The sequence below is a fragment of the Pseudomonas sp. RC3H12 genome, from assembly GCF_018596375.1.
Classification (GTDB): Bacteria; Pseudomonadota; Gammaproteobacteria; order Pseudomonadales; family Pseudomonadaceae; genus Aquipseudomonas.
On record NZ_CP075595.1, the window covers coordinates 3077397 to 3098363 of the forward strand.

Annotated in this window: 17 protein-coding genes; 6 read left to right on the top strand and 11 right to left on the bottom strand. The window is 64.5% G+C overall.

Annotated features, from left to right (window positions below):
* Positions 1-25: 25 nt before the first annotated feature.
* Together KHO27_RS14015 and rlmKL are read right to left on the bottom strand one after the other, a co-directional pair.
* Entirely contained in the window at positions 26-2425 is a 2400-nt protein-coding gene (locus KHO27_RS14015) for a sensor domain-containing diguanylate cyclase (protein WP_214500387.1), read from the bottom strand.
* A 95-nt stretch (positions 2426-2520) separates the two neighbouring features.
* Complete coding sequence (rlmKL, locus tag KHO27_RS14020) at positions 2521-4719, bottom strand: bifunctional 23S rRNA (guanine(2069)-N(7))-methyltransferase RlmK/23S rRNA (guanine(2445)-N(2))-methyltransferase RlmL (RefSeq protein WP_110704507.1); 2199 nt, start codon at positions 4717-4719, stop codon at positions 2521-2523.
* A gap of 550 nt (positions 4720-5269) precedes the next feature.
* On the opposite strand from rlmKL, the gene rmf reads away from it, so the two are divergent.
* A complete protein-coding gene (rmf, locus tag KHO27_RS14025) occupies positions 5270-5485 on the top strand; it encodes a ribosome modulation factor (RefSeq protein WP_003248687.1) in 216 nt (71 codons plus the stop codon).
* 139 nt (positions 5486-5624) lie between these two features.
* Here the strand turns inward: rmf and KHO27_RS14030 are convergent, their stop codons facing one another.
* Positions 5625-6650, bottom strand: coding sequence for a quinone-dependent dihydroorotate dehydrogenase (locus tag KHO27_RS14030; RefSeq protein ID WP_102682737.1), 1026 nt, complete (start codon positions 6648-6650; stop codon positions 5625-5627).
* Between the two features lie 94 nt (positions 6651-6744).
* On the opposite strand from KHO27_RS14030, the gene KHO27_RS14035 reads away from it, so the two are divergent.
* From KHO27_RS14035 to KHO27_RS14050, 4 genes are all read left to right on the top strand, one after another.
* On the top strand, positions 6745-7992 hold the full coding sequence (locus KHO27_RS14035) for a CmpA/NrtA family ABC transporter substrate-binding protein (RefSeq protein WP_110704509.1): 1248 nt from the start codon (positions 6745-6747) through the stop codon (positions 7990-7992).
* A 10-nt stretch (positions 7993-8002) separates the two neighbouring features.
* The gene (locus KHO27_RS14040; RefSeq protein WP_046854754.1) at positions 8003-8578 is read left to right on the top strand and encodes an ANTAR domain-containing response regulator; all 576 of its coding nucleotides are present in this window, start codon (positions 8003-8005) and stop codon (positions 8576-8578) included.
* Between the two features lie 172 nt (positions 8579-8750).
* Positions 8751-9962: a nitrate/nitrite transporter gene (locus KHO27_RS14045; RefSeq protein ID WP_110704511.1), complete on the top strand. Its 1212-nt coding sequence runs from the start codon at positions 8751-8753 to the stop codon at positions 9960-9962.
* Between the two features lie 9 nt (positions 9963-9971).
* Positions 9972-11642, top strand: coding sequence for a bifunctional protein-serine/threonine kinase/phosphatase (locus KHO27_RS14050; protein WP_214500388.1), 1671 nt, complete (start codon positions 9972-9974; stop codon positions 11640-11642).
* A gap of 92 nt (positions 11643-11734) precedes the next feature.
* Here the strand turns inward: KHO27_RS14050 and KHO27_RS14055 are convergent, their stop codons facing one another.
* The 8 genes from KHO27_RS14055 to ppsA form a co-directional block, all read right to left on the bottom strand.
* Positions 11735-12775: an OmpA family protein gene (locus KHO27_RS14055; RefSeq protein ID WP_046854751.1), complete on the bottom strand. Its 1041-nt coding sequence runs from the start codon at positions 12773-12775 to the stop codon at positions 11735-11737.
* Positions 12776-12885: 110 nt separating this feature from the next.
* On the bottom strand, positions 12886-13452 hold the full coding sequence (gene sigX, locus KHO27_RS14060) for an RNA polymerase sigma factor SigX (RefSeq protein WP_046854750.1): 567 nt from the start codon (positions 13450-13452) through the stop codon (positions 12886-12888).
* 113 nt (positions 13453-13565) lie between these two features.
* Positions 13566-14390 (bottom strand): mechanosensitive ion channel family protein, encoded by an 825-nt coding sequence (locus KHO27_RS14065; RefSeq protein ID WP_023632140.1) that lies wholly within the window; start codon positions 14388-14390, stop codon positions 13566-13568.
* Positions 14391-14392: 2 nt separating this feature from the next.
* On the bottom strand, positions 14393-14656 hold the full coding sequence (locus tag KHO27_RS14070) for a hypothetical protein (protein WP_038706516.1): 264 nt from the start codon (positions 14654-14656) through the stop codon (positions 14393-14395).
* A gap of 89 nt (positions 14657-14745) precedes the next feature.
* The gene (cmaX, locus tag KHO27_RS14075) at positions 14746-15741 is read right to left on the bottom strand and encodes a divalent cation transporter CmaX (protein WP_110704517.1); all 996 of its coding nucleotides are present in this window, start codon (positions 15739-15741) and stop codon (positions 14746-14748) included.
* Positions 15742-15766: 25 nt separating this feature from the next.
* Positions 15767-16258, bottom strand: a complete 492-nt coding sequence (gene rraA / locus KHO27_RS14080; protein ID WP_023630330.1) for a ribonuclease E activity regulator RraA — start codon at positions 16256-16258, stop codon at positions 15767-15769.
* Positions 16259-16374: 116 nt separating this feature from the next.
* Positions 16375-17367 carry an alpha/beta fold hydrolase gene (locus tag KHO27_RS14085; protein WP_110704519.1) on the bottom strand — a complete coding sequence of 331 codons (993 nt, stop codon included), beginning with the start codon at positions 17365-17367 and terminating at the stop codon, positions 16375-16377.
* A gap of 184 nt (positions 17368-17551) precedes the next feature.
* Positions 17552-19927 (bottom strand): phosphoenolpyruvate synthase, encoded by a 2376-nt coding sequence (ppsA, locus tag KHO27_RS14090; protein WP_102682729.1) that lies wholly within the window; start codon positions 19925-19927, stop codon positions 17552-17554.
* A gap of 178 nt (positions 19928-20105) precedes the next feature.
* On the opposite strand from ppsA, the gene ppsR reads away from it, so the two are divergent.
* Positions 20106-20924 carry a posphoenolpyruvate synthetase regulatory kinase/phosphorylase PpsR gene (ppsR, locus tag KHO27_RS14095; RefSeq protein ID WP_046854746.1) on the top strand — a complete coding sequence of 273 codons (819 nt, stop codon included), beginning with the start codon at positions 20106-20108 and terminating at the stop codon, positions 20922-20924.
* Positions 20925-20967: the final 43 nt, after the last annotated feature.

Consider the following 20967-nt stretch of genomic DNA (forward strand, 5'->3'; position numbering starts at 1 on the left):
AACCAAAAAGAACATCAAACCCAAGTCAAGACAACAACTCCCCCTCAACCCGATCCCTCCCCCCCTGCTTGGCCACATAAACCCCAGCATCCGCCCGCAACAACAACGCATCCGCCCCCTCCCCCGCCCGCCACCCCGCCACCCCGAAACTCGCCGTGACCCGCCCAACGCCCTCCACCGGCACACTGCGCACCCCCTGCCACAACTCCTGCGCCAGCATCCGCGCCTGCTCGGCATTGCTCCCGGGGCACAGCACCATGAACTCCTCCCCGCCCAAACGGCAGAACACATCGGTGCGCCGCAGCCGATGCGCGATCCGCTGGCACAGATTGCGCAGCACATGATCCCCGACCGCATGCCCGAACTGATCGTTGATACGCTTGAAATGGTCGATATCCAGCATGATCACCGCCAGGTCCAGACCTTCGCGCTGGGCCCGATCCAGTTCGTTGCGCAGCCGCTCCTGGAAATAGCGCCGGTTGTAGATACCGGTCAGGGCGTCGGTCACCGACAATGCGCGCAACTCTTCCTCGACCCGCTTGAGATCCGAGATATCGGTCAGGTAGCCATGCCACAGCGTGCTGCCATGCTCGCCAATTTCTGGCGTAGCCTCCCCACGCACCCAGCGCAGCCCCGCTTGCGGCAGGCACACCCGATACTCCTCGCGCCACGGCGCAAGGTGCTCGGCGGAATACCGCACCGAGCGTCGCACCCGCTCCACGTCGTCAGGGTGAATACGCTCGAAAACCGCCGAGGCATCCTCGCGCAGCACCGCCAGGTCAACCTCGTAGATGTCGTGCAAACCTTGGCTGGCATAGGGAAAACAGGAATGGCCATCGGCATCCAGGCGGTACTGGTAGATCCCGCCAGGCACCTCGGCACTGAGTTTCTCCAGCAACCGATCGCGAGCCGCCAGGGCTTCGTGCACCCGGCGCCTCTCGGTGACATCGATGCAGATCGCCAGGTAACCCACCCACAAGCCCTGCTCGTCCAGCACCGCCGTCACCAGCATGTTGGCCAGCAGATGGCTGCCGTCCTTGCGTACCAGCGTCCAGTCCGCCGGCTGAGCGCCACCCTCCTGCACCGTTTCGGCGAACATCGCCTGGCCGGCGCCGACCTCGCGGCCAAAGCGCACGCTCAAGGCATGGGCACGCTGGTGCAGCTCTTCGGGCAACACCAGGTCCTCCAGCCGCAGCTGGCCCAGCGCTTCGCCGGCCGAGTAGCCCAGCATGCGTTCGGCGCCGGCATTGAACGTGCCGATCACTCCGCGCAGGCTGGTGGCGATGATCGCGACCTGGGTCGCGGCATCGAGCACGCTGCGCAACTGGTTGTGAGTCTCGCGCAACGACTGCTCGCTGACACGCAACTCGGCGGTGCGCCGGGCCACCAGGCCCAGGGCACGCTGGCGCTGGCTGAACAGGCTGTAAAGCAGCAGCGCCAGCAATATGCTCAGCAGGCCACCCAGCAATGCCACGACTGGCACCGCAGACGACCGGTTGGCCAACAGAAAGCCCTGGCTGGGGCGAATATCGAGCTGGTAGTGATGGTCGGCCAGGTGCAGCAGGTGACTGCTGGCAAGGCCCATGCGCGCCGGCGGCATGCCCGAGTCGAACAGCACCTCGTGACCACCCTCGGTGGACAGATCGAGGATGCGCACCACCAGGTTGTCATCGGCCACGGTCGGCAGGCTCTCGGCTATCAACTGGTGCAGGCTGAGCAACGCCATCACATAACCTCGGGGCAACTCGCTCGCCGGCGCATCATCGGCGAACACCGGGGCGACCATCAGCAGGCCGCGGGTGTAGGCCGGCTCGACATTGATCATGTCCAGCGGCGCAGACACCGCCATGCTGCCAGGGCCCGAGGCCCGGGCCAGGGTCGCGGCGCGCAGCGCCTGCCCGCCAAGGTCGAAACCATAGGGCTGGGCCTGCCGGCTCGCCGCCTGGGTGTACAGGACCGGGTAGTAGTGATCGCGCATCGCTGCCGCCTGCCAACGCCCCTGGGCGTCCAGGTCGCGGATCTGGTAAGGCTGCCCCAGCAAGGCGCCGGCCTGCTGCTCGAACGCCGCGCGCTGCCCGGACGCTACCCGCGGCGCCCAGGAGTAGGCCTGGGTGCGATGCAGCAACGGGCGGGCGTAGCCATCGAACTCGTAGGGCTTGACTTCACTGGAGTAGGCGAAGAAGCGGCGCAGGCCGTCCAGGCGCTGCTCCTGCTCCTCGAAACGTTCAGCGATGCGGCTGTAGCGCTCACTGGCCAGCAGTTCGAAGCGCTGGCGCAGTTGCTGCTTGAAGAAGGTCTGCGTGGCAATGGCCAGCGCGGCCGTGAGCAGCGCCCCGGCGACCAGCGCCGCCAGGGCCACGCCCCAGGCCGACAGCTCGTCACCGAACAGGCCAAGCGGCTTCGCAGGTACGCCTGGGTTCGACATAGAGGACTCTCAGCAACGTCAGCGTCCTGCGTATTGTCCCGCCCTGTCCTGCTTTATAGCCGCTGGCCAGTGGCCACGCCATGTACCTCGTCGGCTCAGCGCAAACGCAGCTGCCAGGCGCGATGGATGCGGTTGTTGCGAGCGAAGTCAGGGTCCAGGGTCTGGGCGCTGATTTCCTCCACCGCATACCGCGTCGCCAGGTGCTCGTCGAGCTGGAACTTGCGGAAGTTGTTGGAGAAGTACAGCACACCACCCGGCGCCAGGCGCGCCATGGCCAGGTCGAGCAGTTGCACATGGTCGCGCTGCACGTCGAACACCCCTTCCATGCGCTTGGAGTTGGAGAAGGTCGGCGGGTCGATGAAGATCAGGTCGTAGCTGTCCTGGGCGTTCTCCAGCCAGGCCATGACGTCGCCCTGCTCCAGGCGGTTGCGCTCGGAGAAACCGTTGAGCGACAGGTTGCGCCGTGCCCAGTCCAGGTAGGTCTTCGACAGGTCGACGCTGGTGGTGCTGCGCGCGCCGCCCTTGGCTGCATGCACGCTGGCCGTGGCGGTGTAGCAGAACAGGTTGAGGAAGCGCTTGCCCGCCGCCTCGCGCTGGATACGCAGGCGCATCGGGCGGTGGTCGAGGAACAGGCCGGTGTCGAGGTAGTCGGTGAGGTTGACCAGCAGCTTGACGCCGCCCTCGCTGACTTCCTGGAAGCGTCCTTCGGTGGCCTGGCGTTCGTACTGGCGGGTGCCGGTCTGGCGCTCCCGGCGCTTGAGCACCACGCGCTGCGGATCGACGCCAAGGGCCTGCGGAATCGCGGTCAACGCGTCGAGCAGGCGTGCCTGGGCCTTGTCCGGGTCGATCGAGCGCGGCGCGGCATACTCCTGCACGTGCACCCAGTCGTGGTACAGGTCGACAGCCAAGGCGTACTCGGGCATGTCGGCATCGTACACGCGGTAGCAATCGACCTGCTCGCGGCGGGCCCACTTGCCCAGCTGCTTGAAGTTCTTCTGCAGGCGGTTGGCGAACATCTGCGCGCCTTCCGACAGGCGCGCCGGCTCGCTGGCCACCGGCGCCTGGCGGCGCGGCTCGCCCTCACCCGCGTCGGCCTGGGCCTGACGACGATCGCCAGTGACGAACTGGTCGGGCTGGACCTTGAACAGCAACAGCTTGCACGGCAATGCGCCGTTCCAGAAAGCGTATTGCTTGTGGCTGCGGATACCCATGCGCTTGCCCAGCTCCGGCGCGCCGGTGAACACCGCCGCGTCCCAGCCCATGCATGCCTGGCGCAGGCGCTCGCCGAGGTTCTGGTAGAGGTACAGCAGGCTGGCCTCATCGCCCAGGCGCTCGCCATAGGGTGGGTTGCTGATCACCAGGCCCTTCTGGTTCTGGTCTGGGCGCGGCTCGAAGCTGGCCACCTCTCCCTGATAGATCTTCACCCAGTCGCCCAGGCCTGCGCGCTCGACGTTGTTGCGCCCCGGCTGGATCAGCCGCGGGTCGGCCTCGTAGCCACGAATCCACAACGGTGGCTTGGCCAGGCCCACTTGGGCACGGGCCTGGGCCTCCTCGTGCAGCTTGCGCCACAGCGCCGGTACGTGCCCGAGCCAGGCCGTGAAGCCCCAGCGCTCGCGCTTGAGGTTGGGGGCGATGTCGGCGGCGATCATCGCCGCCTCGACCAGGAAGGTGCCCACACCGCACATCGGGTCAGCCAGGGCGCCGCCCTCGGCCGCAATGCGTGGCCAGCCCGAGCGGATCAGCACCGCCGCTGCCAGGTTTTCCTTCAATGGCGCCGCGCCCTGCTGCAGGCGATAGCCGCGCTGGTGCAGGCTGTGGCCGGACAGGTCGAGGGACAGGATGGCCTCGCCACGGTCCAGGCGCAGGTGTACGCGCACGTCCGGGTCGACCTTCTCCACCGACGGGCGCAGGCCTTCGCGGTTGCGCAGCTTGTCGACGATGGCGTCCTTCACCTTCAGGGCGCCGAAGTGGGTGTTGTCGATACCCGAACCATGGCCGCTGAACTCCACCGCCAACGTACCGTCGGCCGCCAGGTGATCGGCCCAATCGAGGGCGTGCACACCGTCATAGAGGTCATCGGCGTTCTTCATGGAAAAACGCTTGAGCACCAGCAGCACCCGGTTGGCCAGGCGCGACCACAGGCATAGGCGATAGGCGGTTTCCATATCGGCGTCGCCGCGAATGGCCGAGGTGTGTTCACGCACCTCGCTCAGGCCCAGTTGGCGGGCCTCCTCGGCGAGCAGGCCTTCAAGACCCTTGGGGCAGGTGAGATAAAGTTCGAAACGGTCCGACATGTGCAATCCAGAGCCTTTGGCTAGGTAGATGGCAAGCCGACGCATCGGCTGCCGCTGTTTGCCCGCGCACCTTTCCAGCAGGCGCCCGGGTGGCCTTGCGAAGCGTTCGCAAGACCTGGCCGCCCGGCAGACCAACGCCTCGCGCAGAAGCGAAAGAGGCTTTGATCGTCGGGCAGTGTGAAAATTTCGTGGACCCAGGGTTCAGATGTGACCCTTCGTCGCATTACCAATTATTACTGTCATCATCGAGCAACGCTGGCCAATTGACGTCAACGTTGACTAAACCCTGATCATAGCGGGCTCAACGGCAAACAAGGTTGAGTCGCATTTATTTACTTATCCCCTCACCCTCGGAAAGGTTACGTCCTTATGACAAATCGATCATTCACACTGTGACTCGCATTCGTTAGAACTGATCTCAGGCCGCACCGCAACGGGGCGGCACTTTCAGCCCGCGACGCCGGCAGCGGGCGCAAACCGGCAGAACGATTCTGCCCGGCCTCGGAGAGGCCGACGGGACATTACAGTCAACAAGTGAGGGCAACACCCTATGAGAAGACTTAAGCGTGATCCGTTGGAAAGAGCATATTCACGTGGCTACCAGTATGGAGTCACCGGCAAATCCCGCGAACTTTGCCCCTTCAATCTACCCTCTGTACGCCAAGCCTGGATCAACGGCTGGCGCGAAGGTCGCGGCGATAACTGGGATGGCATGACCGGCACCGCTGGCATTCATAGACTCAACGAAAATCACGCCGTTGGCTGAACGAGGACACTGAATTCGAGTCACCATGCGCGCCCTATCCGGGCGGCGGGCTGCGGCCCAGGGGCCCCTTTGAAGGGGCCCTTTTTTATGCACCTTATTTTCTCGCCATATCTTCTATACAGCGTGGGAGCGGCTCATTTCATGGTTTCGGCATCGCCGCAATCGCATCCACCGCTTCACGAATCAACGCCGGGCCTTTGTAGATAAAGCCCGAATAGATCTGCACCAGGCTAGCCCCAGCGGCGATCTTCTCAGCCGCGTGGCGCCCCTCGGTAATGCCGCCAGCGGCGATGATCGGCAGCTTACCGCCCAGCTCGCCCGCCAGCACCTTCACCGTGTGCGTGCTCTTTTGCAGTACCGGCGCACCCGACAGGCCGCCCGCCTCGCCACCGAACGGCAGGCCTTCGACACCTTCGCGGCCCAGGGTGGTATTGGTGGCGATCACCGCGTCCATGCCCGACTCGCGCAGCGCCGCAGCCACCAGCGCGGTCTCTTCGTCGCTCATGTCCGGTGCAATCTTGATCGCCAATGGCACGCGCTTGCCGTTGGCCGTGGCCAGCTGTTCACGGCGCTCGGCCAGGGCATCGAGCAGTTGCTTGAGCGAGTCGCCGAACTGCAGCGAACGCAGGCCCGGGGTATTCGGCGAGCTGACGTTGACGGTGATGTAGCTGGCGTCGTTGTAGACCTTTTCCAGGCAGATCAGGTAGTCGTCCTGGGCCCGTTCGACCGGGGTGTCGAAGTTCTTGCCGATGTTGATACCCAGTACCCCGGTGTACTTCGAGGCGCGCACACGTGCCAGCAAGTGGTCGACACCCAGGTTGTTGAAGCCCATGCGGTTGATGATGGCCGTGGCTTCAGGCAGGCGGAACAGCCGTGGCTTGGGGTTGCCCGGCTGCGGGCGTGGCGTCACGGTGCCGATCTCGACAAAGCCGAAGCCCAGCTGGGCGAAACCGTCGATGGCCGCGCCGTTCTTGTCCAGGCCAGCGGCCAGGCCGACCGGGTTGGCGAAGTTCAAGCCCATCACCGTCACCGGCAACGCCGCTGGTTGCTTGCACAGCAGACCATTGAGCCCCAGGCGGCCACCGGCGCCGATCAGGTCCAGCGAGAGGTCGTGGGAGGTTTCCGGGGAGAGCTTGAACAGCAGCTGGCGGGCCAGGGTATACATGGGCGGGCGGACTCGCGGTGTGTGAGGGGGCGATTATAGCCAGCGCGCCGCCGGGGCGACAGGGCCATGGCACATGGGTTGCTATGTCTGTTGCATGCCGCTCTATTGCGAACGCTCGAGGAACTCCGTGAACACAGCCCTCCCGACAACGCCCCTGGCCTGGGTCAACGGTAGCGACGCGCCGGAAAAACCCAGCCTGGACATCGGTTTCATGGCCCTCACCGACTGCGCCTCGGTGGTGGTCGCCGCCACCCAGGGCTTCGCCCAGCCATTCGGCCTGACGTTAAACCTGCGCCGCCAGGCCTCTTGGGCCGGGCTGCGCGACAAGCTGGTCAGCGGCGAGCTCGACGCCGCCCACTGCCTGTATGGGCTGGTATACGCCGTGCACCTCGGTATCGGCGGCGTGCCCGCCAGCCCCCTGGCCGTGCTTATGGGCCTGAACCAGAACGCCCAGGCCATCAACCTCTCCGCCGCACTGCAGCGCAAGGGCGTGACCAACCCCGAGGCACTGGCGCGGCTGGTGCACCAGCAAGGCGCACGACTCACCTTCGCCCAGACCTTTCCCACCGGCACCCATGCCCTGTGGCTGTACTACTGGCTGGCCAGCCAGGGGATTCACCCATTGCGTGACGTCAGCAGCGTGGTGGTGCCCCCGGCGCAGATGACCGCCCACCTGCAGGCCGGACGTATCGACGGCTTCTGCGTCGGCGAACCCTGGTCGGCGGACGCGCTCGCCAAGGGCCAGGGCTTCACCCTGGCCACCAGCCAGTCGATCTGGCCCGATCACCCGGAAAAGGTCCTGGCCTGCGCCCGGGGTTTCGTCGAACAGTACCCCAACAGCGCCCGCGCACTGATCCAGTCGGTACTCGCCGCCGCGCACTTCATCGAGCAGAGCCAGGAGAACCGCCGCAGCACCGCGCAACTGCTCAGCGGCAGCGCCTACCTTGACACCCCCGTCGACAGCATCGAGCCGCGCCTGCTCGGCGACTATCAGGATGGCCTCGGTCACCGCTGGCACGACCCCCATGCCCTGCGCCTGTTCGACCAGGGCCGGGCCAACCTGCCCTACCTGTCCGACGGCATGTGGTTCATGACCCAGTTCCGCCGCTGGGGCCTGCTGCGTGACGACCCGGACTACCTCGGGGTCGCCCGCCAGGTGCAACAGCTGGCCCTTTACCGCGAGGCCGCCTCAGCACTGGGCGTGCCCTGCGCCGACCTACCCATGCGCAGCAGCCTGCTGCTCGACGGCCGCCGCTGGGACGGCAGCGACCCCCATGGCTATGCGCGCAGCTTCCCCCTACACGCCCTGGACGCGGCGCCTGATGCCCGCGCCAGTCATTGAGGGGACGAGCATGCTGCGTATCCTGCTGATCGACGACACCGAAAAGAAAGTCGGTCGTCTCAAGGCGGCCCTGATCGAGGCCGGCTTCGAAGTGATCGAGGCCGGCAACCTGAGCATCGACCTGCCCGCCTGTGTCGAAACGGTGCACCCGGACGTGGTGCTGATCGATACCGAGTCACCTGGCCGGGATGTGATGGAACAGGTGGTGCTGGTCAGCCGCGATCGCCCCCGCCCGATCGTGCTATTCACCGACGAGCATGACCCCGACGTGATGCGCCAGGCGATCCAGGCTGGAGTCAGCGCCTATATCGTCGAGGGTATCCAGGCCACGCGCCTGCAGCCGATCCTCGACGTGGCCATGGCCCGTTTCGAAAGCGACCAGGCATTGAAGGCGCAATTGCTGGCCCGCGACCAGCAACTGGCCGAGCGCAAGCGCATCGAACAAGCCAAGGGGCTGCTGATGAAAATGAAGGACTGCAACGAGGAAGCGGCCTACACCCTGATGCGCCGCCAGGCCATGAGCCGCCAGCAGAAGCTGATCCAGGTGGCGGAGCAGATCATCGCCATGTCGGAGATGCTGGGCTAGTTGCAATGACCCGCAGACCTTGGCCCGTCTCTTGCTCATGGAACCCCAGGTAGCCAACGGCGGTTGCCCCCCAGACCCCGACAAAGACGTCGCTCCCCAGCCACTCATCCGTGGACCGGGCAGCGGCGTCTTTTCGTTTCCGCCCTGTGTTGTGCGCCCCACGAGGTGTCAGATGAATACGAGCTTCTGGAAATCCGGGCATGTGCCCACCCTGTTCGCCGCCTTCCTGTATTTCGACCTGAGTTTCATGGTCTGGTACCTGCTCGGCCCGATGGCGGTGCAGATTGCCGCCGACCTGCAACTGACCGCACAGCAACGCGGCCTGATGGTGGCCACGCCGATCCTGGCCGGCGCGCTGCTGCGCTTTGCCATGGGCGTGCTGGTCGATCGCCTGTCGCCCAAGACCGCCGGGCTGATCGGCCAGGTGGTGGTGATCGTCGCCCTGGCCTGTGCCTGGCAGCTGGGCGTGCGCAGCTACGAACAAGCCTTGCTGCTGGGTGTGTTCCTTGGCTTTGCCGGGGCCTCGTTCGCCGTGTCTCTGCCGCTGGCCTCGCAGTGGTACCCGCCGCAGCACCAGGGCAAGGCCATGGGCATCGCCGGTGCCGGCAACTCCGGCACGGTGTTCGCCGCGCTGCTGGCGCCAGCGCTGGCCGCCGCCTTCGGCTGGAACAATGTGTTCGGCTTTGCCCTGCTGCCGCTGCTGCTGACCCTGGTGCTGTTCGCCTGGCTGGCCCGCAATGCCCCGCAACGGCCCAAGCCCAAGGCCATGGCCGACTACCTCAAGGCCCTCGGCGACCGCGACAGCTGGTGGTTCATGTTCTTCTACAGTGTCACCTTCGGCGGCTTCATCGGCCTGGCCAGCGCCCTGCCCGGCTATTTCAGCGACCAGTACGGCCTGAGCCCGGTGACCGCCGGCTACTACACCGCCGCCTGTGTGTTCGCCGGCAGCCTCATGCGCCCGCTCGGCGGCGCCCTGGCCGATCGCTTCGGCGGCATCCGCACCCTGCTGGCGATGTACAGCGTGGCCGCCGTGTGCATCGCGGCAGTAGGCTTCAACCTGCCCAGCGCGGCGGCGGCCCTGGCGCTGTTCGTCAGCGCCATGCTCGGGCTCGGTGCGGGCAATGGCGCGGTGTTCCAACTGGTGCCGCAGCGCTTCCGCCAGGAGATCGGCGTGATGACCGGGCTGATCGGCATGGCCGGCGGTATCGGCGGTTTCCTCCTCGCTGCGGGCCTTGGCACCATCAAGCAGCACACCGGCGACTACCAGCTCGGCCTGTGGCTGTTCGCCAGCCTCGGCCTGCTGGCCTGGTTCGGCCTGCATGGCGTCAAGCAGCGCTGGCGCACCACCTGGGGCTCGGCCGCAGTCACCGCGGCGCGGGTCTGAGGCGCCGCCATGAGCCTGCTACTGAGCTTCGCCCAGGCCAGCGCCACAGGCCCGCGCACGGATAACCAGGATGCCCTGCGCCTGGTCACCCCTGCAGCCGAGCTGGCGGCCAGCAAGGGCTACCTGTGCGCGCTGGCCGACGGCGTCAGCCAATGCGCCGACGGCGGCCTGGCAGCGCGCGCCAGCTTGCAGGCCCTGGCCCTGGACTACTACGCCACGCCCGCCACCTGGAGCGTGGCCCAGGCCCTGGACCGTCTGCTGATGGCGCAAAACCGCTGGCTGCGCGCCCAAGGCAACGGCCAGCCGCTGCTCACCACCCTCAGCGCCCTGGTGCTGCGCGGGCGACGCTTCACCCTCGCCCACGTCGGCGACTGCCGGGTGTACCGCTGGCAGGACGACCAACTGCAATGCCTGAGTGAAGACCATGTGTGGGACCAGCCCGGCATGCAGCACGTGCTCAAGCGCGCGCTGGGGCTGGACCAGCAGTTGTTGGTGGACTATCTGGAGGGCGATCTGCACGAAGGCGAGTGCTTCGTGCTACTCAGCGACGGCGTGTGGGCCAGCCTGGACGATGCGCATATCCAATCGATCCTGCGCGAACACCGCGACCTGCAGGAAGCCGCCGATACCCTCGTGGCCAGCGCCCACCACTGCGGCAGCCAGGACAATGCCAGCGCCTTGCTGGTACGAGTCGACCAGCTGGGCGCGAGCAACCTGGGCGACACCCTGGCGCAGCTCAAGCAGTGGCCGCTGCCAGCCGCTTTGCGTGAAGGCCAGATGATCGATGGCTGGCAGGTCGACGGTTTGCTGGCCCAGAGCAGGCAAGCGCTGCTCTACCGCACCCGTGATCCGCAAGGCCGGCCCTGGTTGCTCAAGACCCTGCCCCCGGCCCGCGATAACGAGCCCGGGGCCGCCCAGACCTTGCTCATGGAAGAGTGGTTCCTGCGCCGGGTCGCCGGCCGCCACTTCCCCGAAGTGCACCCGGCCAGCCAGCGCCAGCACCTGTACTACCTGATGCGCGAATACCCGGGCACGACCCTCGCCAACCTGCTCGTGGCGGGCGGCCCGCTGCCCCTGGCGCAATGGCTGGAAATGACGCGCCAGCTGCTGCAGGCTGTCGGCGCGCTGCACCGGCGCAACCTGCTGCACCGTGACATCAAGCCGGAAAACCTTCACTTGGGCGAAGATGGCCAGTTGCGCCTGCTGGACTTCGGACTGGCGTACTGTCCGGGGCTTTCCGAGGACCCGCCCCGCGCCTTGCCAGGCACGCCTTCGTTCCTTGCCCCGGAAGCCTACGACGGCCTGCCCCCTGCGCCGCGTCAGGACCTCTATGCCGCGGGCGTGACGCTTTACCAGCTGCTTACCGGCCACTACCCCTACGGCGAAGTCGAGGCGTTCCAACGGCCACGCTTCGGTACGCCAGTAAACCCGGCGCGCTACCGCCCGGATGTGCCGGAGTGGTTGCAGCACAACCTGTTGCAGGCGGTGGCGGCAGATCCAGCGCAGCGCTTCGAGACCGCCGAACAGTGGTTGCTGTTGCTGGAGCGGGGGGATCGCCAGGAACTGGACGAGCGACCACGACCACTGCTGGAGCGTGAGCCACTTAAGGTATGGCGCACGATTGGGCTGCTGTCGCTGCTGTTGAACATGGTGCTGTTGGTGGTTCTGCTCAAGCACTGAGCACGCGGCCATCCACGCCCCATCGCCCCCAAAAAATCGCGGACAAAGAAAAACCCGGCCAAGGCCGGGTTTTTCGTGAAGCGTCAAACCAATTACTTGGCCTGGGCTTCTACCTGAGCTTCTACGCGACGGTTGACGGCGCGGCCAGCTTCGGTGGCGTTGTCGGCGACCGGACGGGTCTCACCGTAGCCAACCGAGTCAACACGGCTCGATTCAACACCGTACTGCTGGGTCAGGACCTGCTTGACAGCGCTGGCACGACGCTCGGACAGCTTCTGGTTGTAAGCGTCTGGGCCGACGGAGTCAGTGTGACCTTCCACGGTGGTGGTGGTCTGTGGGTACTGCTTCATGAAGTCAGCCAGGTTCTTGATGTCGCCGTAGCTGTTTGGCTTGACGACCGACTTGTCGAAGTCGAACTTGACGTCCAGCTCAACGCGAACGACTTCGGCAACAGCCGGGCAGCCATCAGCGTCAACGGTAACGTTGGCTGGGGTGTCAGGGCACTTGTCGACGTTGTCGCAGACGCCATCGTTGTCGCTGTCGGAGCAGACTTCGGCAACTGGAGCAGGCGCAGGAGCGGCTTTCTGGCCACCGCTGCCACCGAAGTTCAGACCCAGACCAACGGTCGGGCCCCACTCGGTGTTGCCGTTGTCGATGTTGTACATGGCTTCGACGCCGGCACGGGCGAAGAACATGTCGGTGATGTACCACTTGGCGCCAGCGCCAACGTTGGCGAAGGTGGAGTGGTCACGGCCGCTACGAGTGGCCTGGCCCAGGCTCTCGTGAGCGAAACCGGCGGAAACGTACGGACGCAGTGCATCGCCTACGGTACCGAAGTGGTAGGTAGCGTCGAGCTTGGTCTTGGAGCCTTTGATGTCTTTGTTGAAGACTTCACCACGAGCGTTGTGGGTCTCGTTGTAGCCCAGGTCCAGGGAGACGTCGTCGGTCAGGAAGTAACCGAGGCGAACACCTGGATTGGTGCCGGTGTTCTTGAAGTTACGTTCGCTGTCGTAGAACTGCTTGGTAACGTTACCTTCGATTTCGACTGCGCCTTGGCCTTGAGCCAGAGCGCCGAGCGAAGTCACGGCCACGAGCGAGCCAATGGCCAAGCCCAAGGTGTTTTTCAATTTCATCCGTTAAATCCCCATCTGGTGATAGTTAAGCAGTCCCACCAACATCCGGGGGACAACTCGACGGCAAGTCTAGCAGAACTTGCCGGTTGGTTAGAGGTATTTGCAGGCCACTAAGTTTCAGCCACGCCTGCAAATTTCTCTCTAAGCTTGTCGAGCGCACGCTTGTAGCGCATTTTCGTGGCGCTCAGGCCCATGTGCATGATGTCCGCGATCTCCTGGAATTCCAGCTCCGCGACAAAGCGCAGCACCAGGATTTCCCGGTCGATCGGGTTCACATGTACCAGCCATTTATCCAGCCCGCCTTTTTCTTCCGGCTTCGGTGCCTTGTCCTCGGACGCCTCTTCGACAGGGTCCAGGCTCAGCGCATCCATCAGCCGGCGCTTGCGACGCTCCTTGCGGTACTGGGTGATGCATTCGTTGTAGGTGATGCTGTAGAGCCAGGTCTTGAACTTGGACTTGCCCTCGAAGTTCTTCAACCCGTAGAGCACCTTGAGCATCACCTCCTGACAGACATCGTCGGCATCCCGATCGTTCCCCAGGTAGCGCGCACAGACGTTGAACAGCGTGCGCTGGTAGCGCCGCATGAGTTCCTCATAGGCGCGGGTGACATGAAACAGCTCCTCATGCGAACGCGCCACCAACTCCTCGTCGGTGAGCTCGCGGGGGTCATAGCGCATGGGCGGCGAATGAACTTTATTCAAAACGGATCTGGCCGACAGTCAGGTCAATGTCGCCGCTCGGCCCCGTGGGCCGTTTTTTGCGGCGGCATACATTAACAGCTTTTGTTCGGTTAGCGGCTATTCACGCGCTGCTCGAGCAGCTCGCGATTAGACAACGACACCAGTTCGCCATCATCGGTCAGCAGGGTCGTCTTGACCGTGCCGATCTCCTCGATGTGCCCTTCGACCTCGCCAATGCGCACGTGCTGGCCGACCTGATAGAGCTCACGCACATAGATGCCGGCCAGGATCTGTCCAGCAATTTCACGGCTGCCCAGGCCCATCGCCAGGGCAATTGCCAGACCAACGGTAATCAGCCCGATGACGATCACGTGGTTGAGCAGGTCGGTCTTGACCTCCAGCTGGCTGATGGCCACCGAAATACTGATGATGATCACGAGGCCCTGGACGATACGCCCGACGCCAGCGGCGTACTCCAGGCCGATGCCCTCGGCGGCGCCGCGCACAAGGCCGTTGGCCAGTTGCGCCAACAGCACGCCGGCCAGCATCACCAGCGCCGCGCCGAATACCTTGGGCAGGTACAGCGCCAGCATGTCCAGGGTCGCCGAGACCCGCTCCAGGCCCAGCGATTCAGCCGCCGAAACCAGGAAGATCAACAGCACGAACCAATAGACGATCTTGCCGATCAGCGTCGAAATCGGTACCTGGATACCAATCCGGGCGAGCATCTTGGTCAGGCCGGTACCACTCATCAGGCGGTCCAGGCCGAACTTGGCCAGCACCTTGGACAGCAAGGTGTCGAGCAGCTTGGCCACGACAAAACCAAGCAGCACCACGACCAGCGCGCCGAACAGGTTGGGGATGAAGTTCGCCACCTTGGTCCAAAGGGCAGTCATGGCGGTGACCAGGCTCTGGGTCCAGAGATCGAGTTCCATATTCAATCGGCCTTATCTGCAGGGCTGCCTGCGGCAGGGTTGCGGGTAGAGTTGCGGCGCACCGGCGCCACATGCGCCGAGCCATTGTTCACGGCGATCAGCAGCGCCTGGCTCCAGCGGCCAAGCAGGCTGAACAGATCGCCCGCGCCAACCTGGCGGTTGGCGGTCTTGAGCACGCGACCCAGGCACGCGGCGTCGTCACGGTCCTGGCCGGACGGCGACGCCTTGAGCAGGTCGCGCAGGGATTCTTCAAACGGATCGTGCATGGGCACCTCGCGCAATGTCAGTCAAAGACGTGGGTGCCAGGCGATGGGTCACACCTGCCACTGGGACGAATGTTTCAAAATGCCTCATTTCAGACCCAGCGCAGTCGACGGAACAACCACCACTGCCCCGCCGCCAGCCCCAGCACCACGGTGCAGGCGAGCGCGAAGCCGTAGGGGTTTTCCGCCCCGGGAATACCGCCGACATTGATGCCCAGCAGGCCCGTGACAAAGCTCATGGGCAGGAAAATGCAGGTAATGATGCCAAACCGGTACATGGTCCGGTTCATTCGCTCGCTGCGGCGCCGATCCTCGCTTTCCAGCACCAGGGCGGCTCGCTCGCGAGCCAGTTCGAGTTCTTCGAGGTAGCGGATCAGGCTGTTGTTCAGCTCGTTCCAGTAGTCCGCGTCAGCATCGGCGAACCAACTGCATTTATTGCGCGAAAGCTGGGCATAGATATCGCGCTGAGGGGCAAGGAAACGGCGCAGGCCGGCGGCACGACGGCGGATCTGCTGCAGGCTGCCCTGGGCTGGAGAATACCGTTCGTCGGATTCTGCCTTTTCCTCTTCCAGATCGACCGCTTCGGACAGGTCGCTGACGAGCGCCTGGACCTTCTCGGTCAGCAGTTCGCCCATCAGCAACAACAGTTCGGAAGCCGTTTTCGGCCCCCTGCCCTCGTCCAGCTGCTGGAGCACCTCGTCGCTGGCGCGCAGCGGCCGCAAACGCAGCGAGATGACCCGCCGCGCCTCGGCGAAGATACGTACCGAAACCATGTCCTCGGGTTCGGCACCCGGGTTGAGGTTGACCCCGCGCAGGAACAGCAGCATCTGCTCGCCGGCCATCTGCAACAGGCGCGGGCGGGTGTTCTCCTCAAGCAACAGTTCGCAGGCGAACTCGCTCAGACCGCTGTCGTGCAGCAGCCAGGTGCGAGTCTGCGGATGGCTGCGGTCCCAGTGCAGCCACAGGCTCTCCTGGGGCTGCAACTGCAGGTCGTCCAGCTCGGTGCGGGCGATCGAACGCGCGCCACCCTTGCCATCGAGCACCAGGGCATGCACCAGGCCCCATTGCGCGTTGTCTTCCTCGAACATCAAAGCTCCATGGGTGTGCGGCGAATCACTCGGGCATCTTCAGCGGGCTTGGCGAGACCAGCACGCCGTTGTTGTCGGCGTACACGTATTCGCCCGGGCGGAAGGTCACGCCGGCAAAGGTCACCGCGACGTTGAGGTCGCCAATGCCGCGTTTGTCGGTCTTCATCGGGTGGCTGGCCAGGGCCTGGATACCGACATCGGTCTGCGCCAGCACGTCCACGTCACGCACGCAGCCGTAGATCAGCAGGCCTTCCCAGCCATTCTTCGCGGCCTTCTCGGCGAGCATGTCGCCCAGTAGCGCACGGCGCAGCGAACCGCCGCCGTCGACCACCAGGACCTTGCCCTTGCCGTCGAGCTCGACCTGTTCCTTGACCAGGGAATTGTCTTCGAAGCACTTGATGGTGACGATTTGGCCGCCGAATGAGTCGTGGCCGCCGAAGTTGCTGAACATGGGTTCAAGCACCTGGACCAGGTCCGGGTAGGCGTCGCACAGGTCGGGCGTTACGTAATGCTGCATGGGAAACTCCTGTCAGTCACAACGAAAGCGGGTGTCGGCCAAGGCTACACCTTGGAAGGGCCGGCAGTCATCCGGGACCGAGTAGTCAGTTGAACCGTCGCCCCGCCGGCCGATGTTCAACTGGCAGCCACAGGCTCCATCACCACCGTCGAGGCATGCACCGGTACCAGGGGGTCGCGCAGCCAGCGCTCCACCAACGGCCACACCTGGGCCTGCGCCGCCTTGCTGACCAGCATGTCGACATGCCCGAAGGCCTCGAAGCCTTCCTCGCGGCCCAGGCGCAGGAACTGCCTGGCATCACCGCCAAACTGCTCGAACAGCTTGCGGCAGGCCCACACCGGATCCTGGAAGTCACCGGCTCCGGCCACCGCCAGCAGCGGCACCTCGACTTCGGCCAGCCCCGACCACCAGTCCTTCTCCTTGTCGCCGAAGCGGCCGAACAGGCCATTCCAGCGCAGGCTCTCCAGGGCCAGGCCGATGGGTTCGTCTTCCGGGCCCCGCTTGAGGCGCGAACCGGAAATCTGCGCAAAACGCTTGAGCAGCATGCGCGCGCCCCACTCCACCGGTGGCACTTTTAACGGCCAATAAACCCGGCTGACCTGGGTGCCAAACAACGCCGCACTGGCCACCAGGCCGGTGTCGAGATAGCCGCTGCCCAGTGCCGCCGCCAACGTGGTGCCGCCCAGCGAGTGGCCGATCCAGCGCGGAACCTGCCCGGCTTTTTCATGTACGAAGGCGCCGATCACCGGCAGATCGTAGCGCGCATAGTCGGCCACGCGATTCTGCCGCCAGTCGCGGTTGCGCGGCGACAGGCCGTGGCCGCGCATCTCCGGGATCCAAACATCGAAACCGGCACGTGCCAGGTAGGCGCCCAGGCCGATGCCCTTGGGCGAATACCAGAAACGCCGGTTGGAGAAGCTGCCGTGCAGGAGAATGACCGGCATGCCCTGGACGCGCTCCTGATCGGCCAGGCCCAGGCGGGTGACGGCCAGTTCTACACTCGCATCCGGGCTGTTGCCGGCCTTGATCCGGTAGACGTCTTCGCTGAGGTCGCCGCGGCGCTCGGCACTGAGCAACGCGACGGGAAATTGGGTGCTGCTGCTTTGCATGGCTTCACAAATTCAGTGGACATGAAACGTGGGAGCGGCGGTGCGCCGATGCGACTTGCCCCACGATGGTGTCAGAGCAGACTACAGAGGTGTCTTCACTGACGCTATCGCGGGGCAAGTCGCATCGGCGCACCGCCGCTCCCACGCACTAACACCAGGGCGCTACAGGCGCCCTGTTACCGCATCAGGCAGCGCCCTGGCCTTCGGCCAGGAAGAACCAGGTCTCAAGCACCGAGTCCGGGTTCAGCGACACGCTTTCGATGCCCTGCTCCATCAACCACTTGGCCAGGTCGGGGTGGTCCGACGGGCCCTGGCCGCAGATGCCGATGTACTTGCCGGCCTTGTTGCACGCGGCGATGGCGTTGGCCAGCAGCTTCTTCACGGCAGGATTTCGCTCATCGAACAGGTGGGCGATGATGCCGGAATCGCGGTCCAGGCCCAGGGTGAGCTGGGTCAGGTCATTGGAGCCGATGGAGAAGCCGTCGAAGTACTCGAGGAACTCTTCGGCCAGGATGGCGTTGGACGGCAGCTCGCACATCATGATCACGCGCAGGCCGTTGTCGCCGCGGGCCAGGCCGTTTTCGGCGAGCAGGTCAACGACCTGGCTGGCCTCGCCCAGGGTGCGCACGAACGGCACCATGATCTCGACGTTGGTCAGGCCCATCTCGTTGCGCACGCGCTTGAGCGCACGGCACTCGAGCTCGAAGCAGTCACGGAACGACTCGCTGATGTAGCGCGACGCACCGCGGAAGCCCAGCATGGGATTTTCTTCTTCCGGCTCGTAGAGCTTGCCGCCGATCAGGTTGGCGTATTCGTTGGACTTGAAGTCCGAAAGGCGCACGATGACCTTTTTCGGGTAGAAGGCCGCAGCCAGGGTGCTGATGCCCTCGACCAGCTTCTCGACATAGAAGCCGACCGGGTCGTTGTAGCCGGCAATGCGCTTGTCGACGCTCTCTTTCAGCTCCGGCGGCAGGCCGGCGTAGTTGAGCAGCGCCTTGGGATGCACGCCGATCATACGGTTGATGATGAACTCCAGGCGCGCCAGGCCGACACCGGCATTGGGCAACTGGGCGAAGTCGAAGGCGCGGTCCGGGTTGCCGACGTTCATCATGATCTTGAACGGCAGCTCCGGCATGGCGTCGACCGAGTTCTGCTTGATGTCGAAGCCCAGCTCACCTTCGAAGATGAAGCCGGTGTCGCCTTCGGCGCAGGAAACGGTGACGCCCTGGCCATCTTTCAGGACCTGGGTGGCGTTACCGCAGCCGACCACCGCCGGGATGCCCAGTTCACGGGCGATGATCGCCGCGTGGCAGGTACGCCCGCCTCGGTTGGTGACGATGGCGCTGGCGCGCTTCATCACCGGCTCCCAGTCAGGGTCGGTCATGTCCGAGACCAGCACATCGCCTGGCTGGACCTTGTCCATCTCGGACACGTCGTTGATCACGCGGACTTTGCCGGCGCCGATGCGCTGGCCGATGGCACGTCCTTCGACCAGCACGGTGCCCTTCTCTTTCAGCAGGTAGCGCTCCATGACATTGGCGCTGGCGCGGCTCTTCACGGTCTCGGGACGGGCCTGGACGATGTACAGCTTGCCGTCGTCACCGTCCTTGGCCCACTCGATGTCCATCGGGCGCTGGTAGTGCTGTTCGATGATCATGGCCTGCTTGGCCAGTTCATTGACTTCGTCGTCGCTCAGGCAGAAGCGCGCACGCTCGGCGCGGTCGACCTCGACGGTCTTGACCGAACGACCGGCCTTGGCTTCGTCGCCATAGACCATCTTGATCGCCTTGCTGCCCAGGTTGCGGCGCAGGATCGCCGGGCGACCGGCCTGCAAGGTGTTCTTGTGCACGTAGAACTCGTCCGGGTTGACCGCACCCTGGACCACGGTTTCACCCAGGCCATAGGCACCGGTGATGAACACCACGTCGCGGAAGCCCGACTCGGTGTCCAGGGTGAACATCACGCCCGCAGTACCGGTCTCGGAGCGGACCATGCGTTGCACGCCAGCGGACAGGGCGACCAGCTTGTGGTCGAAGCCCTGGTGCACGCGGTAGGAAATGGCGCGGTCATTGAACAGCGAGGCGAACACTTCCTTGGCCGCGCGGATCACGTTGTCGACGCCACGGATGTTGAGGAAGGTCTCCTGCTGGCCGGCGAAGGAGGCGTCCGGCAGGTCTTCAGCGGTGGCCGAGGAGCGCACGGCCACGGCCATGTTGTCATTGCCCTGGGACATTTCGGCGAAGGCGGTTCGGATTTCCGAATCGAGGCGCGCCGGGAAATCGGCTTCCATCACCCACTGGCGGATCTGCGCGCCGGTCTTGGCCAGGGCGTTGACATCGTCGACATCCAGCGCGTCGAGCGCCGCATGGATGCGGTCGTTGAGGCCACTTTGCTCGAGAAAATCGCGGTACGCCTGAGCCGTAGTGGCAAAGCCGCCCGGCACCGAGACACCGGCACCTGCGAGGTTACTGATCATCTCGCCCAGGGATGCGTTCTTGCCCCCCACATGCTCCACATCATGGACGCCGAGCTTATCGAGGGAAACTACGTACTCTACCAAGGTGATCTCTCCACTAACTGTATTGGAAAAGCTCAAGGGCGCCCGCCTGCCTGAATGACTGGGCCGGACGCTTGTGGCCTGGACCTGGAAAATAAGTGAGAATGCCGTGCAACCGCGTTCGGCAAACCGAACCTATCATATCCAGAAATCTTCGGCAGCTTAAGGCCCCCAGGTGCAAATGAAACGAACCGCGTTCTTCATCTCCGACGGTACCGGCATCACTGCAGAAACGCTGGGCCAGAGCCTGCTCGCACAATTCGAGAGCATTCCGTTCAATAAATTCACGCGCCCCTACATCGATACGCTGGAAAAGGCCCGGGCCATGGTCCAGCAAATCAACGCCGCGGCCGAGCGCGACGGGGTGCGTCCGATCATTTTCGACACCATCGTCAACCAGGACATCCGTGAGGTCATGGCCACGTCCAATGGCTTCATGATCGACATCTTCTCGACGTTTTTATCCCCGCTCGAGCAGGAATTGACCGCCCATTCGTCGTATTCCGTGGGCAAATCCCACTCGATCGGTGGCAATTCCAACTATATGGAGCGTATCGAGGCGGTCAACTTCGCCCTGGACAACGACGATGGCGCGCGCACCCACTACTACGACAAGGCCGACCTGATCCTGGTGGGCGTGTCGCGTTGCGGCAAGACCCCGACCTGCCTGTACATGGCCATGCAGTTCGGCATCCGCGCCGCCAACTACCCGCTGACCGAGGACGACATGGAGCGCCTGCAGCTGCCGGCGGTGCTCAAGAAGCACCACAACAAGCTGTTCGGCCTGACCATCGACCCCGACCGCCTGACCGCGATCCGCCACGAACGCAAGCCCAACAGCCGCTACGCAAGCTTCGCCCAGTGCGAGTTCGAGGTGCGCGAAGTGGAGAACCTGTTCCGTCGGGAGAACATTCCCAACATCAATTCCACGCATTTTTCGGTGGAGGAGATTTCGGCGAAGATCCTGGTGGAGAAAGGGGTGGAGCGGCGGTTCAAGTAACGCGAGGGGCTCGTCACAGGATTTTTATCGCCAGTGAGACCGA

Coding starts and splice junctions, on each gene's coding strand:
- KHO27_RS14015 (WP_214500387.1), bottom strand. CDS start 2,425: ATGTCGAACCCAGGCGTACCTGCGAAGCCGCTTGGCCTGTTCGGTGAC.
- KHO27_RS14035 (WP_110704509.1), top strand. CDS start 6,745: ATGCCGCTCTATTGCGAACGCTCGAGGAACTCCGTGAACACAGCCCTC.
- KHO27_RS14070 (WP_038706516.1), bottom strand. CDS start 14,656: ATGCACGATCCGTTTGAAGAATCCCTGCGCGACCTGCTCAAGGCGTCG.
- KHO27_RS14085 (WP_110704519.1), bottom strand. CDS start 17,367: ATGCAAAGCAGCAGCACCCAATTTCCCGTCGCGTTGCTCAGTGCCGAG.
- rraA (WP_023630330.1), bottom strand. CDS start 16,258: ATGCAGCATTACGTAACGCCCGACCTGTGCGACGCCTACCCGGACCTG.
- KHO27_RS14030 (WP_102682737.1), bottom strand. CDS start 6,650: ATGTATACCCTGGCCCGCCAGCTGCTGTTCAAGCTCTCCCCGGAAACC.
- KHO27_RS14065 (WP_023632140.1), bottom strand. CDS start 14,390: ATGGAACTCGATCTCTGGACCCAGAGCCTGGTCACCGCCATGACTGCC.
- KHO27_RS14040 (WP_046854754.1), top strand. CDS start 8,003: ATGCTGCGTATCCTGCTGATCGACGACACCGAAAAGAAAGTCGGTCGT.
- KHO27_RS14055 (WP_046854751.1), bottom strand. CDS start 12,775: ATGAAATTGAAAAACACCTTGGGCTTGGCCATTGGCTCGCTCGTGGCC.
- KHO27_RS14045 (WP_110704511.1), top strand. CDS start 8,751: ATGAATACGAGCTTCTGGAAATCCGGGCATGTGCCCACCCTGTTCGCC.
- rmf (WP_003248687.1), top strand. CDS start 5,270: ATGAGAAGACTTAAGCGTGATCCGTTGGAAAGAGCATATTCACGTGGC.
- cmaX (WP_110704517.1), bottom strand. CDS start 15,741: ATGTTCGAGGAAGACAACGCGCAATGGGGCCTGGTGCATGCCCTGGTG.
- KHO27_RS14050 (WP_214500388.1), top strand. CDS start 9,972: ATGAGCCTGCTACTGAGCTTCGCCCAGGCCAGCGCCACAGGCCCGCGC.
- ppsR (WP_046854746.1), top strand. CDS start 20,106: ATGAAACGAACCGCGTTCTTCATCTCCGACGGTACCGGCATCACTGCA.
- sigX (WP_046854750.1), bottom strand. CDS start 13,452: ATGCGCTATGACCCCCGCGAGCTCACCGACGAGGAGTTGGTGGCGCGT.
- rlmKL (WP_110704507.1), bottom strand. CDS start 4,719: ATGTCGGACCGTTTCGAACTTTATCTCACCTGCCCCAAGGGTCTTGAA.